At 53.5% G+C, this 12,290-nt stretch carries 16 protein-coding genes; 6 read left to right on the forward strand and 10 right to left on the reverse strand.

All coding sequences use genetic code 11. The features are described from left to right. Positions 1 to 8: 8 nt before the first annotated feature. Together QBD29_RS09355 and QBD29_RS09360 are read right to left on the reverse strand one after the other, a co-directional pair. Positions 9 to 935, reverse strand: coding sequence for a methylenetetrahydrofolate reductase (locus tag QBD29_RS09355; protein ID WP_280097824.1), 927 nt, complete (start codon positions 933 to 935; stop codon positions 9 to 11). Positions 936 to 962: 27 nt separating this feature from the next. Further along, positions 963 to 1,259 (reverse strand): virulence factor, encoded by a 297-nt coding sequence (locus QBD29_RS09360; RefSeq protein ID WP_280097825.1) that lies wholly within the window; start codon positions 1,257 to 1,259, stop codon positions 963 to 965. Between the two features lie 185 nt (positions 1,260 to 1,444). On the opposite strand from QBD29_RS09360, the gene QBD29_RS09365 reads away from it, so the two are divergent. Genes QBD29_RS09365 through QBD29_RS09375 form a run of 3 tightly spaced genes read left to right on the forward strand, consistent with a single transcriptional unit; the run spans position 1,445 to position 3,746 of the window. Then, complete coding sequence (locus QBD29_RS09365) at positions 1,445 to 2,554, forward strand: Ppx/GppA phosphatase family protein (RefSeq protein WP_280097826.1); 1,110 nt, start codon at positions 1,445 to 1,447, stop codon at positions 2,552 to 2,554. Between the two features lie 2 nt (positions 2,555 to 2,556). Continuing rightward, positions 2,557 to 3,264 carry an RlmE family RNA methyltransferase gene (locus QBD29_RS09370; protein WP_280097827.1) on the forward strand — a complete coding sequence of 236 codons (708 nt, stop codon included), beginning with the start codon at positions 2,557 to 2,559 and terminating at the stop codon, positions 3,262 to 3,264. 2 nt (positions 3,265 to 3,266) lie between these two features. Further along, the gene (locus tag QBD29_RS09375) at positions 3,267 to 3,746 is read left to right on the forward strand and encodes a hypothetical protein (RefSeq protein WP_280097828.1); all 480 of its coding nucleotides are present in this window, start codon (positions 3,267 to 3,269) and stop codon (positions 3,744 to 3,746) included. Here the strand turns inward: QBD29_RS09375 and QBD29_RS09380 are convergent. From QBD29_RS09380 to speB, 4 genes are read right to left on the reverse strand one after another with little or no spacing between them, the layout of a single operon-like run. After that, positions 3,743 to 4,633: a fatty acid desaturase gene (locus QBD29_RS09380; protein WP_280097829.1), complete on the reverse strand. Its 891-nt coding sequence runs from the start codon at positions 4,631 to 4,633 to the stop codon at positions 3,743 to 3,745. The genes QBD29_RS09375 and QBD29_RS09380 overlap by 4 nt on opposite strands. Continuing rightward, entirely contained in the window at positions 4,623 to 5,048 is a 426-nt protein-coding gene (locus tag QBD29_RS09385; protein ID WP_280097830.1) for a cupin domain-containing protein, read from the reverse strand. The genes QBD29_RS09380 and QBD29_RS09385 overlap by 11 nt, the downstream gene beginning before the upstream one ends. Beyond that, positions 5,045 to 5,950, reverse strand: a complete 906-nt coding sequence (locus QBD29_RS09390) for an aminotransferase class IV (protein ID WP_280097831.1) — start codon at positions 5,948 to 5,950, stop codon at positions 5,045 to 5,047. Before QBD29_RS09390 ends, QBD29_RS09385 begins: the two co-directional genes overlap by 4 nt. Next, the gene (gene speB, locus QBD29_RS09395) at positions 5,947 to 6,906 is read right to left on the reverse strand and encodes an agmatinase (RefSeq protein WP_280097832.1); all 960 of its coding nucleotides are present in this window, start codon (positions 6,904 to 6,906) and stop codon (positions 5,947 to 5,949) included. The genes QBD29_RS09390 and speB overlap by 4 nt, the downstream gene beginning before the upstream one ends. 69 nt (positions 6,907 to 6,975) lie before the next feature. Here speB and QBD29_RS09400 point away from each other — a divergent pair, with 69 nt between their 5' ends. After that, complete coding sequence (locus QBD29_RS09400; protein ID WP_280097833.1) at positions 6,976 to 7,938, forward strand: hypothetical protein; 963 nt, start codon at positions 6,976 to 6,978, stop codon at positions 7,936 to 7,938. Positions 7,939 to 7,947: 9 nt separating this feature from the next. On the opposite strand, the gene hpt is transcribed toward QBD29_RS09400, so the two are convergent. Further along, on the reverse strand, positions 7,948 to 8,490 hold the full coding sequence (gene hpt, locus QBD29_RS09405; RefSeq protein ID WP_280097834.1) for a hypoxanthine phosphoribosyltransferase: 543 nt from the start codon (positions 8,488 to 8,490) through the stop codon (positions 7,948 to 7,950). A gap of 114 nt (positions 8,491 to 8,604) precedes the next feature. Between hpt and QBD29_RS09410 the strand changes: the two genes are divergently transcribed. Together QBD29_RS09410 and QBD29_RS09415 are read left to right on the forward strand one after the other, a co-directional pair. Next, a complete protein-coding gene (locus QBD29_RS09410) occupies positions 8,605 to 9,066 on the forward strand; it encodes a type II toxin-antitoxin system RatA family toxin (RefSeq protein WP_280097835.1) in 462 nt (153 codons plus the stop codon). A gap of 9 nt (positions 9,067 to 9,075) precedes the next feature. After that, entirely contained in the window at positions 9,076 to 10,140 is a 1,065-nt protein-coding gene (locus tag QBD29_RS09415) for a nitronate monooxygenase (protein WP_280097836.1), read from the forward strand. A gap of 23 nt (positions 10,141 to 10,163) precedes the next feature. Here QBD29_RS09415 and QBD29_RS09420 read toward each other — a convergent pair whose 3' ends face one another. Genes QBD29_RS09420 through QBD29_RS09430 form a run of 3 tightly spaced genes read right to left on the reverse strand, consistent with a single transcriptional unit; the run spans position 10,164 to position 12,270 of the window. Continuing rightward, positions 10,164 to 10,640 carry a CinA family protein gene (locus QBD29_RS09420; protein ID WP_280097837.1) on the reverse strand — a complete coding sequence of 159 codons (477 nt, stop codon included), beginning with the start codon at positions 10,638 to 10,640 and terminating at the stop codon, positions 10,164 to 10,166. Continuing rightward, positions 10,640 to 11,131 carry a phosphatidylglycerophosphatase A gene (locus tag QBD29_RS09425; RefSeq protein ID WP_280097838.1) on the reverse strand — a complete coding sequence of 164 codons (492 nt, stop codon included), beginning with the start codon at positions 11,129 to 11,131 and terminating at the stop codon, positions 10,640 to 10,642. Before QBD29_RS09425 ends, QBD29_RS09420 begins: the two co-directional genes overlap by 1 nt. Next, on the reverse strand, positions 11,128 to 12,270 hold the full coding sequence (locus QBD29_RS09430; protein WP_280097839.1) for a bifunctional 2-C-methyl-D-erythritol 4-phosphate cytidylyltransferase/2-C-methyl-D-erythritol 2,4-cyclodiphosphate synthase: 1,143 nt from the start codon (positions 12,268 to 12,270) through the stop codon (positions 11,128 to 11,130). The genes QBD29_RS09425 and QBD29_RS09430 overlap by 4 nt, the downstream gene beginning before the upstream one ends. Positions 12,271 to 12,290 lie beyond the last annotated feature (20 nt).

Genomic DNA, 12,290 nt, shown 5'->3' on the forward strand with positions numbered 1-12,290 from the left:
TAAGCGCCTTATGCTTGTGCTGCTGGGATGGCAGAGCTGCCACCGTTGTTGATCGCCCATGTGGCGTTGGTTTTGATGCCACCAAGCGGGAAGAAATGCACCTGCTCGATGTTGAAATTCGGATTGGCTGCCTTGTGATCGGCCAATTCAGTGATGATCTGTGTTGGCTCAAACGGTAGCAACAGCTTTGTCACGTCTTTGGCACGTTTTTGCAGCACTTTCAGAGAAGGACCAACGCCACAAGCGATGGCAAATTTGATCATTGTCTGCAATTTGGCAGGGCCTGCAATGCCGATGTGAACAGGGATATCAATACCCATTTCAACAAGGCTATCGGCCCACTCAATCACGGGAACACTGTCAAAACAGAACTGTGTGGCCAGCGCCATTTGCGCGTCTGTGCGTTTGGAAAACTCTTGTTTCCAAGACAGCGCATCATTCACGTTCTTGCGCCCGCCATCTGGGTCAATGTCTGTATTTGGCTCTGGGTGGCCAGCGGTGTGCAGCCGCTTGAAACCCGCTTTGTCAAACAGACCTGTTTCCAACAACTGCATGGAAGAATGGTAATCCCCATGCGGTTTGGCCACACCACCGGCCAACAACAGTGCTTGATCCACACCAGCTTCGCCTTGGTAACGGGCGATCCAATCTCCAAGTGTGGCCTCATCTTTGATGATCCGCGCAGGGAAATGCGGCATCACATCAAACCCTTCGCCACTGATCCGCTTAGCGGTGGCGACCATGTCTTCGATGGGTGTGCCTTCGATATGGGCGATATAAACACGCGTGCCTTTGGGCAACAGCGCGGTAAAGTCTTCTACCTTTTCTGCGGTGCGCGGCATCACCTCAATGGAATAGCCTTGCAAGAAGGCTTCTACATTGGGGTTCACCTCTGTCGGTGTGTCGTTTTTGGAACCAAATTTCAAAAGAGCCATGGGCTTACACTTTCAAAAGGGCAGGGGTTAAGCCCAGCCGTCGTTGTCGATCAGTTGTTTGATGCGGTCTTTGTCGTATTCCGCTTCGAGTCGGGCAGCCTCCGCTGCAGCCACCTCGTTTTGGTCACCGTCCATCGGATACGGGGTCGCTTTGCGCCATTCCGCCAAATAGGCATCGCTGTCTTTCGCGTCAATTTTCATGGCACATCGGTCGATGGCTTGCTCGAACCGTTCCGCCAATTGCACTTTGGCCCCACGGCGCCCTTTGCCAACGATAACTTGGGCTGGAATATCGCGCCAATAAACGATGGTTACATCAGGCATACCAGAGAATCCTTATCTGCGTTTCCCTTCCCATGTATTTTGTTCAAGGCGATTTAAGAAGACCGTTTTCGACTTCGTCAGCCAATTTAGCGACACTTCTCGCGTTGCGAACCTTCAAAAAGAACAATCTTGTAAATTCGCTGTTCTGTGCCTACTTTGGAGGGAACAGAATTTGGTGCAAGCTCATGCGAGCCAATAATAAACATGCGGCCCCAAAAGGCCGACACAAAAACAACAACCGCCAACCCACGGCCACGCCGGATGGGGGGCTTTTTGCTGCGCTGGATTTGGGCACAAACAGCTGTCGAATGCTGATTGCACGCCCTATAGGTTCAGAATTCGAAGTGGTGGATGCTTTTTCCAAACCCGTTCATTTGGGCGCTGGATTGGCGGAGTATGGCACGTTGGCCCCAGCTGCGATCAAACGCACTTTGGGGGCCTTGCGCATTTGCGGTAAAAAGTTGCGCCAACATGGTGTAAAACATTCCCGTCTTGTCGCAACCGAAGCCTGCCGCCGGGCCCGCAATGGCGACAGTTTCGTGAACCTTGTTAAACGCGAAACGGGCCTGAATCTGGAAATCATTGACCCCGCAGAAGAGGCACGCCTCGCCGTGGTCAGTTGCGCCCCCCACCTCAAAGACGATTCCGATCAATTGCTGATCGTGGATATTGGCGGCGGCTCCACCGAACTTGTTTGGCTCGATCTGTCTACTGTTGCCCCAAAAAACCGCGCCCGTGCGATGGTGGAATTGGATTTGAACAAACGGGGCAAAGCAGGGTGCGAAAAATCCGCCTGTATCATGGATTGGAAATCGGTCCCACTTGGCGTGGCGACGCTCAAAGACATGTTTCACGATGTTGATGACGACTGCGCCAAATTCGCGCTGATGTCGTGCAGCTTTGAAGAACAGATTGATGAATTTGTTCCCCCAGAAATCGGCGATGGCGCGCGCTGCCAAATCATCGGCACATCGGGCACTGTCACAACCGTGGCTGCATCCCATTTGGGGCTGGCCCGATACGAACGATGCAAAGTGGACGGCGTGTCCATGTGCAAACAGGAAATCGACCAAGTGGTTGATAAATATCTGTCAATCGGCCCAGAAGGGCGCAAAAACGCGCCCTGCATCGGATCAGATCGTCATGAATTGATCATGTCAGGCGCCGCAATTTTACAAGCAATCCTGCGCGTCTGGCCATCGAGCTGCCTGACAGTTGCAGACAGAGGCCTGCGCGAAGGGCTTCTCTATTCACAAATGACCGCCGCTGGCGTTCTTGGCAACAGGCCCAACTGACAATGGCAAATGAAAAGAAATCCTCTGGTCGCGGTCAACGCGACCTGCGTGTGCGTGTTAAATCGGCAAAAGGGCGGCGATTGTCCTCAACCCTTTGGCTCGAACGCCAATTGAACGACCCTTATGTGCAAAAGGCACAAAAAGACGGATATCGGGGCAGGGCGGCCTATAAAATCCTCGAGTTGGATGAAAAATACCGCTTTCTTGTGCCGGGCGCTCGCGTTGTGGATCTGGGCTGCGCCCCCGGCGGTTGGTGTCAGGTTGCGGTTCCCAAGGTAAATTCATTGGGGGAACGCAAAGGCAAAAAAGTTGGCACAATCCTCGGTGTTGATTTGCAAGAAGTGGACCCGATTCCTGGGTGTGAACTTCATGTTCTCGACTTCTTGGATGAAGGGGCCGACGAACAGGTAAAAGAATGGCTCGGTGGCAAAGCGGATGTTGTGATGTCTGATATGGCTGCGGCGTCGTCTGGTCACAAACAAACCGACCACCTGCGTATCATGGCGCTTTGCGAAGCAGCCGCCTATTTCGCTTTTGACGTTTTAGAAGAAGGCGGAACCTTTGTGGCCAAAGTCCTTGCAGGTGGGGCCGAGGGTGATTTGCAAAAACTGCTGAAACAGAAATTCACCAAAGTCGCGAACGTAAAACCACCCGCCAGCCGATCAGACAGTTCTGAAAAATTTGTCGTGGCAACGGGATTTCGCGGATAACCATGTCGCGTCGAACACCTGCGCTACTCATCCTTGGGGCCGTTATCGGCCTTCCTATCGTGGCGGTTTGCGTGCTGATGTTTACGCCTTTGGGTCAACACCTCAAGGATACAATTGGCGAAGACTATGTTGTTGAAACATCTGTCGATCTCCTTGTTGCTGATGGAGGTTTAAACGACGCTTTAACCATAACGTATTCTGAACTTAACAGCGAAGAATTACTGTACGACCCCCTTTGGCTGATGGGCGTGACCATTGAAGAGGCAACTGTCACGCACACATACCAACACAAGGCCGATTTTGACGATGTGTCAGATGTTTTCGATGCCAGTTTTGACCGTGACATTGCATGCAACCAAGCGCTGACACGGCGTTTTATGGCTTATGGCGCCATTTTTGTGGATCGGTATCTTGACCAAAACGGCGCCGAAATCGGTTCGGTAACAACCAAAGCTGAAACCTGCGGCATTGAACTGTTTTAACGCTTCGTCCCACTAATGTATTCGCTATGAAACTGCACGTAACCATCCGATGTGCTTTGCAGTTGGTCCGAAGCCAAGGAATGCAGTTCTGGCAATTTGTGAAACGGCACCGCGGGATAGGCGTGATGTTCTGCGTGATAGGGCATGTTCCACGCCAAAAACCGAACAACGCGGTTGGTAAATGTGGTGCGGGTGTTTTCAAACATATTGGCCACAGGCGGGCACAGCCCATGTTCCGCCAGCAAATAAGCCCGCAAAAACGGTTGGCCCAGCGCTACGGGCAGCATCCAGCACCAGAAAATCCAGCCCCATCCCGTCAGCACCAACAAAACCGCCAATGCGTAAAGTGCAATCATCAAACGGGCTTGCCACATCACCGATGGTTCTGCTCGTTCAGGCAAATATGGCGCAGCCACATCGCCTTTGGCCTGCCGCCAGATCAGTTTGGCCACATTCGCCCAGTACGGTAAGGCGCTGATATGCCATATATAATCCTGTGTCGTGATCGGCTTTGGTGTTTCCAGTTCGGGGTCGTTCAGCGGATCATTGGTATGTTTGTGATGGGCCAAATGGAAGTAGCGGAACCACGTGTTTGGCACGATCACAAGGATTGAACAAACATGCCCCACCACTGCGTTTAACCGTGCTGCCTGAAACGGCGTGGAATGCACGGTTTCATGCAGCAACGTAAACAAAAACACGATGCAAATCCCAAGCGGGATCAAGGCCAGTCCCCAAAACGGTGCCCCCACCGCCACATAACAGCCCAGCACAAGGATCCAGCCCCCATGCGCGCTCAGTCGTTTCAGCCCAGCGCGATCCGATTTTGTGGTTAATTCCGTGCGTACATCTGGGTCTAGGGTTTTTACAAATTCCTTATGATCCATCAGTTGGCTCCCAGTTGTCGGCCGCCAATTCAAAGCGTTCAAATTCAAAACCGGGGGAAACCGTACATCCCACCAATACCCAGCCTTCCACAGGAACGGATTTTTGCCACGCGTTTGGCGGCACAATCAACTGAGGGCGTTGATTATCCATCAGGTTTGGACCCAAAATTGAAACCTGCGTGTTACCATTTTCGTGAATATGCAATTCCATTGTTGAACCCGCATACCAATGCCAGATTTCCGCACTATCGACGCGGTGCCAATGGCTGGTCTGATGGGCTTCCAGCAGGAAATAGATGCTGGTTCCCGCTGCACGGGGCTTGGTGCCGTCCTGCCACGTTTGTCTATACCAGCCCCCTTCGGGATGGGGCTGCAAATCCAATGTTTTGATGATGTCTTGTGCGGATTGGGTCATTTGTAAGTAACTTTCAAATTTAAATCCGTTCGCGTGTGCCAGTCCCAATAGGTCTTGATAATGCGTTCTGTAATGGCGCCCGTCGCGTCATTGCCCAAAATGCGTTCGTTGACTCGTGTCACGGCCACTGGGCCGCCCGCCGTCGTGGCCGTAAAAACCTCATCCGCCGATAAAAACACGTCTTTTGGAATGTCCCGCGCCTCGCAGGGAATTCCCAGCTCGGCGCATATCTCCATCACTGTTTTGCGCGTAATCCCTTCGAGCATGCCAGATTTCGGCGTCACAACCGTCCCATCTACCACTGCGAAAATGTTAAAGCCCGGTCCTTCGGTCACACACCCATCGTGATCCAGCAGAACCGTTGTATCATACCCCGCATCAAGGGCTTGAAACAAAGCCGCAGTCATATCGCCCCAGTGATAGTTTTTCACCGTTGGATCCACTGAATTGATTGGAATACGCCGCGCATCTTCGGCCAATGAAATATGCGCCCCGCGCTTGGCCACATCTTGGGGGATAACCCAAACAAATGGCACGGCCCAAGCATAGAAATGGTTGTTGCACGCGCGTGGATCACGGGTTCCAGCCACAATCGGAGTGCCGCGCGACGCCACCATCGACACATAAGCCGACGTCAAACCAGATGTGGCCACCATATCAATCAGTGCGGCGCGAATTTCGGCGCGCTCCATGCCAACATCCATGCGCAATTTGCCCATAGATGCCATAAAGCGGTCCAAATAATCATCGAGCCGAAAAAAGGCTCCGTCCCAGACATGCACCACATCATAGGTGATATCCGAACGGGTCAGCCCCCAATCAAACACCGATATCTTGGCATCTGAAATCGGAATGACCTTAGCATTCATCCATGCCGCACCCGATGTGTAATCGGCGCTCATTTCTGCGTGCGGGCGTGAAAGATAAACCCGATAAAGTTCAACAACAGCTGCGCCGCCAAAATCGCTGTACCGCCTGTGTGATCATAATCAGGGGCCACTTCCACCAGATCAATGCCAACAACCTCGTGGTTTTGCGCCACCAACTGCAACAGTTCCAATACCTCGTAATACAGGAACCCCCCATGGCTCGGCGTACCTGTCCCTGGGGCAATGCTGGGGCAAAACGCATCAATGTCGATGGTCACATACACCCGCGCCCCTTTGGGGATACGCTTCGCCGCCGCCTCTGTCCCTAATTTGCGCACCTGACGCACGGACTGAATGTCCGAGCCCATCTCGCGGGCCGCTTCGTACCCTTCTTTTGCGGTGGAACTGACATTGCGAATGCCAAATTGCGACAGCCCCGTCACGTAATCCTTTTCTGCCGCACGGCGCATTGGGTTGCCGTGCCCAAATCGCACGCCGTGGCGTTCATCGACAAAATCCAAATGCGCATCAATCTGCAACACGTGAATATCGCCCTGATCGTCAAAGGCATTGATGCAGGGAATATTCACCGAATGATCGCCGCCAATGGTGACGGGCAGGGCCTTTGCTGCCAAGGCTTTGCGCACCGCAAATTCGATGTTTTTGTGCGAATTGATCGTGTCGGTGTGGATGATATCTGCATCCCCCATATCCACAATGCGGACATCTTCGCCCAGATAGGTGGCATCATCTTCATGATCATACGCGCCAGCGTGTCCAAATGAAAACAAAGTGGATGCTTCGCGCACGGCCCGAGGACCAAATCGCGCGCCTGAACGGAATTGCGCCCCAAAATCAAATGGCGCGCCAATAATGGCCACATCTGCATCAATGGCATCCCAATCCGCCACATAGTCCTTTTTGCCAAAGGTTGCGATGCCCACAAACGGCAGGTTCAACCGCCCACCTTCATAACCATGTCCTGACATTGCGTTCTCCCGTAAATAATTTGCATTTCATGGATGGCGTAACTGGATCAGGACTGCAATAAAAACATCATGGCTACGTTAAAACCATTCTGGCGCCGCACGCCTCCTGCTTTATTCCCGAGCCTTCTGGGCCTGTTCGGGCTGGCGCTCGCATGGAAAGCAGCAGCATCGGTCTGGAACATACCACCTGCCATTGGATCAAGCATCGGGCTCGTTGCCACGCTGATCCTTTTGGTCACACTGTCGAGCTATGTGGCCAAACTCTGCATCCGCCCCAAAGTGTTATGGGAAGACCTGCAAATCGGCCCCGCCCGTGGGTCCGTTTCTGCGGGGTCCATGTGTGCAATGGCCATGGCGCTGTTTCTGTTGCCGTATACAATCACGGGCGCATTCCTGATCTGGTGGATGGCGGTGGCCCTGCACGCGGTTTATTTCGCCTGTGTGGTTGTCATCCTCATGCGCCATGAAAACACATTTGATGAAATCACCCCCGTTTTGATGCTGCCCATTGTTGGCGTCTTGGTGGCAACGCTGGCCGCGCCGCGTTTGGGCTATGACGCTTTTGCGCTGTTGGTGTTGGTTCTGGCCATTCCCATTTCAGCGGTGATCCTGATGATCTCGCTATGGAATGCCCGCACCAAGGGCGTGCCGCCGCCTCAACGTTCCAGTTACGCGATTTTACTGGCTCCGCCATCCGTAACAGCCATGGGCATTTACGCGCTCAGCGGGGCAGAATATTACATGCCTGTCTGGGTTGGTGCCTCCCTTGTTGGGTTGGCTTTAATGCCGTTTGTGCGGTGGATGGCGCAGGGGGGGTGGACCCCCGCATGGGGCGCATTTACCTTCCCGATTTCCGCTTTTGCGGGTGTGCAAATCTATGCCGTCAAAGCGGGTTACGGCTGGGTGGCAGAGGTTATGGCCATCGGGGCACTTGCAGTTGCAACGGCGTTGGTGCCGTACATTGTATTGCGCACTTACATCAGCTGGTATCAGGGCAAACTCGGCCCCGCCACCAAAGCAGCCGTCGCGTAAGCTTTTACCTTAATCCTCGATAAACCGAACCGCGCCGATGTGATCCAGATTGCGATTGCGCTGCGCGTAATCAATGCCGTAGCCAACCACAAATTCATCGGGAATCTCAAATCCTGTCCACGTGGCTTTAACGTCCACTTCCCGCCGTGATGGTTTATCCAACAGCGCACAAACCTCCAACCGCGCCGGATTGCGCGATTTAAGCAAACCAATCACATGTTTCAGCGTATGGCCGGTATCCACGATATCTTCGACCACCAAAATATCGCGGCCCTCAATCTCGCCGCGCAGGTCCTTTAATATGCGTACTTCGCGCGACGATTGCATCCCATCGCCATAAGACGATGTTTCCAGAAAATCCACTTCGCACGGCAAATCCAACTCTCGCACCAAGTCGGCGATAAACACAAAACTGCCTCGCAACAGCCCGACCACGATTAGTTTATTTGTATCCGCAAAATGTGCCGAAATCTCATCAGCTAAGGCTTCGACCCGTGCCGCAATAGATTTTGCCGAAATCATTTGATCAATGACGTAGTTACTGTGGTCCATCTGGGCGAATCCTTTATTGCGACGCCCCAAAATACCGCCCCGCACGAAATTGTCAGCACCCGCGACACATAATCTTAGTGACGATCCCGTTTAGCCATTCTAGATAAGGCAGCAATGCCAAAGCACAGTGAAACCCGCCAAATGCCCTACAGCGCGCAACAGATGTATGATCTGATTGCCGACGTTGGGAAATACCACGAATTTCTACCGTGGTGCGCGGCCACCCGTATCCGCACAGAATTTGAAAAAGACGGACACAGAGTGATCGACGCTGATCTGGTGATTTCCTTCAAAGTGTTCCGCGAACGCTTTACCAGCCGTGTTACCCTAAAACCCGAAGACGGTCGAATTGACGTCGAATACCTCGATGGGCCTTTCAAATACCTCTACAATCACTGGAAATTCACACCAGTTGATGAAGACACCTGCCAAGTGGATTTTCACGTGGATTTCGAATTTAAGTCTGCAATCCTGCAAGGTTTAATCGGTATCGTTTTCAACGAAGCCATGCGCCAAATTGTTGGGGCTTTTGAAAAACGAGCCAAGGCGCTTTACGCAAACAATCCAACCGTCTAGCGTTGGGCTATGAACTGGCCTGATACCCGTCTTTGCGATCTTCTTTCGATCGAACACCCCATTATCCAAGCCCCAATGGCAGGGGCCACATCGCCCGACATGGCCATTGCGGCGGCCAATGCTGGGGCGCTCGGTTCGCTCGGCTGTGCGCTGCAAACGGTGGAACAGATGGCGGCTGACGTGGCGGCCGCAAAATCTGGCACGAATCGTGCGCTAAATTTCAACTTTTTCGTTCATAAACCACCACAACACGACCCCGTTCGCCACGCCGCCGCCATTGAACGCCTGCGTCCCTGGTACACCATGCAAGGCATTGATAAAGTTGTAGAACCGGCCGAAACGCATCCCCCTTTTGATCAAACCATGTGCGATGCGCTGCTTGATCACGCGCCGCATGTTGTCAGCTTTCATTTCGGCCTGCCAGACCGATCCCTTGTGGATCAAATCAAAGCAAAAGGTTGCACGATCCTATCCTCTGCAACGTCCGCCGCAGAAGCCATTTGGCTCGAACGTCACGGCGCTGATGCGATCATTGCCCAAGGGTACGAAGCTGGCGGCCATAACGGTTGGTTTTTGCCGCGAAACGGTTCTGATGTGCCGGGCACAATGGCGCTCGTGCCGCGTGTCGTTGATGCGGTTGATGTTCCTGTCATTGCCGCAGGTGGCATTGCTGATGGGCGCGGTATCGCAGCGGCCTTCATGCTTGGCGCGGCGGGCGTGCAAATTGGGACGGCCTTTCTGGCAACGCCTGAATGTCGCTCCCATGCTGTTCACAAAGACGCGGTGATCAACGCCACCGGCGATGAAACGATGCACACCACGGCGTTTTCGGGACGCGCTGCACGCACGCTGACAAACGATTATGCCCGCGATATGGCAGATGTCACGGACTGGCCTGATTTCCCGTTGATGAATGCCGCGACCGCACCGATCCGTGCGGCCACCGCCAAAGACGGCAGCGGCGATGCGTTTGCCTTGTGGGCAGGGCAGGGTGTTGGCTTGGCCCGAGCTGAAACCACAACAGAGGTTATTGAACGCCTTGTGGCGGAAGCCAAAGCCATTCTGAACCAATAGGTCCTAGGGCCTGTTAACAGGCCCTAATCCAGCCGTTTATCGCGCAACGCCCGTAAGGCAAATTTCATGGCTTTTTTGCGCACTTTTGATCGGCCAAGCGCACCAAATTCCACTGTGCTTGTGACAGTTGCTTCTGGTGTGGACAGGCCAAAACACACCCGTCCTTCGGGTTTGTGATCCGATCCACCTGGCCCTGCAATACCCGTGACACTGACGGCAATATCAGCTTTGGACTGACTTAACGCACCCACAGCCATTTCGGCGGCCACATCCTCAGACACCGCACCATGTGCGTTCAGCGTTTCCATACGAACACCCAGCATCTCCACCTTGGCGTCATTGGAATAGGTCACAAATCCTCGCTCCATGACATCAGAGGATCCCGCAACGCTGGTTAATTGCGCGGCAACCATGCCACCTGTGCAACTTTCCGCGGTGACGATTTTTTCACCCCGTTCACGACAGGCTGCCAGTGTTTCCGTTGCAAGCGTTTTTGCCATTATGAAAACCCTCCATGTGCCAAATATCCACCAATAGACAGAACAACAGCCGCCATTATACCCGCCAATACATCATCAAACATCACGCCAAACGGTGTGGATTTCTTGTCTGCCCAACTCACCGGCCACGGCTTCAGGATATCAAACAAACGAAACAGGAAAAATCCGCCAACCAACCCAGGCCAAGGCAGGATTGTTACGGATGACCCATGGGACCAAAGCACATAGGACAACGGCATCAAGGTAATCCACTGGCCCGCAACTTCATCAATCACAACCATACCTGGATCATGTTCCGCTTGGCCGCGAGTCACTTCTGCTGTGGCCCACCAGCCGACGAAAAACACGACAATCGTCCCAATCAACAGTGCAGGAAACCCGCCAAGCGCGTGTAGCACGACCGCAAAGGGCAGGGCTGCTGCTGAGCCCCATGTTCCCGGAACCTTGGGCAGCAATCCTGCGTAAAACCACGTGGCAATCAGCTTGTTCATGATTTCACCAATGTCGCTGTGGCCAGCGCTGCGATACCTTCACCACGTCCCGTAAAACCAAGCGTTTCTGTTGTGGTTGCCTTCACGCTGATCCGATCAACTGCAACTCCTGTTATCTGGGCGAGCTTGTCTCGCATCGCCTGCGTATGAGGACCAATTTTGGGCATTTCGCAAATAATCGTGCAATCCAAATGGCTGATCTGAAAGCCGCGCTCTGTCGTACGTTCCACCGCTTTGCGCAGAAAGATATCGCTCGCAGCACCTTTCCATTGTGGGTCAGAGGGTGGAAACCACTGGCCGATATCCCCTTCCGCCAGTGCCCCGAAAATCGCATCCGTCAGCGTGTGCATCGCCACATCCGCATCCGAATGCCCGACCAATCCGCGATCAAACGGAATGTCGACACCGTTCAACGTCACATGATCACCCGGTCCAAACTTATGTACGTCAAACCCGTTGCCTGTTCGTATATCCACCGTTTTCCCCATCAGTTTTTCGGCTAGAGCAAAATCCTCAACCCGTGTAATTTTAATATTGGTATCAGACCCTTGTACGATCTCAACCGCGATGCCAAAGGCGCGTGCGGTTTCCACATCATCTGCCATGGGCACTGTTGTTGCGTTATGCGCATCAACGATATCTTTCAACGCAAATGCTTGGGGTGTTTGGGCCCGCCACAAATGATCGCGCGGCTGCGGTGTGGTGGCTTTGCCATCCTCAGCGTTCCAAAGCGCATCAACAACAGGCACGGCCAGCACTGCCGCCCGATGATCTTGTAATGCGCTCAGCAGGCCACCAATATCGGCTCGATCAATCAATGGCCGCGCCCCATCGTGGATCAACACATGACTGCCAGCACAGACCGCAAGCCCAAGGCGCACAGAGTCACTGCGCGTTTCCCCACCGCGCACAGGCTCCATCAAACGATCATCTCGAATGTCCGCAACCGCCTTTGCATAAAGGTCGGCGTCATCTGCGTGAATAACGACTCGAACGGCCCTAATCTCAGCATGGGACAAACATGCGCGGATCGTATGCGTTAAAACCGCAGCACCAGCGAGGGTGCGATATTGCTTGGGTGTCCCACCCCCCGCACGGGCGCCGCGCCCCGCCGCAACGATTAATATTTCAGCATCCATGCCAATTCCTTTGCTCCCCC

Source organism: Amylibacter sp. IMCC11727 (genome assembly GCF_029854195.1).
GTDB lineage: Bacteria > Pseudomonadota > Alphaproteobacteria > Rhodobacterales > Rhodobacteraceae > Amylibacter.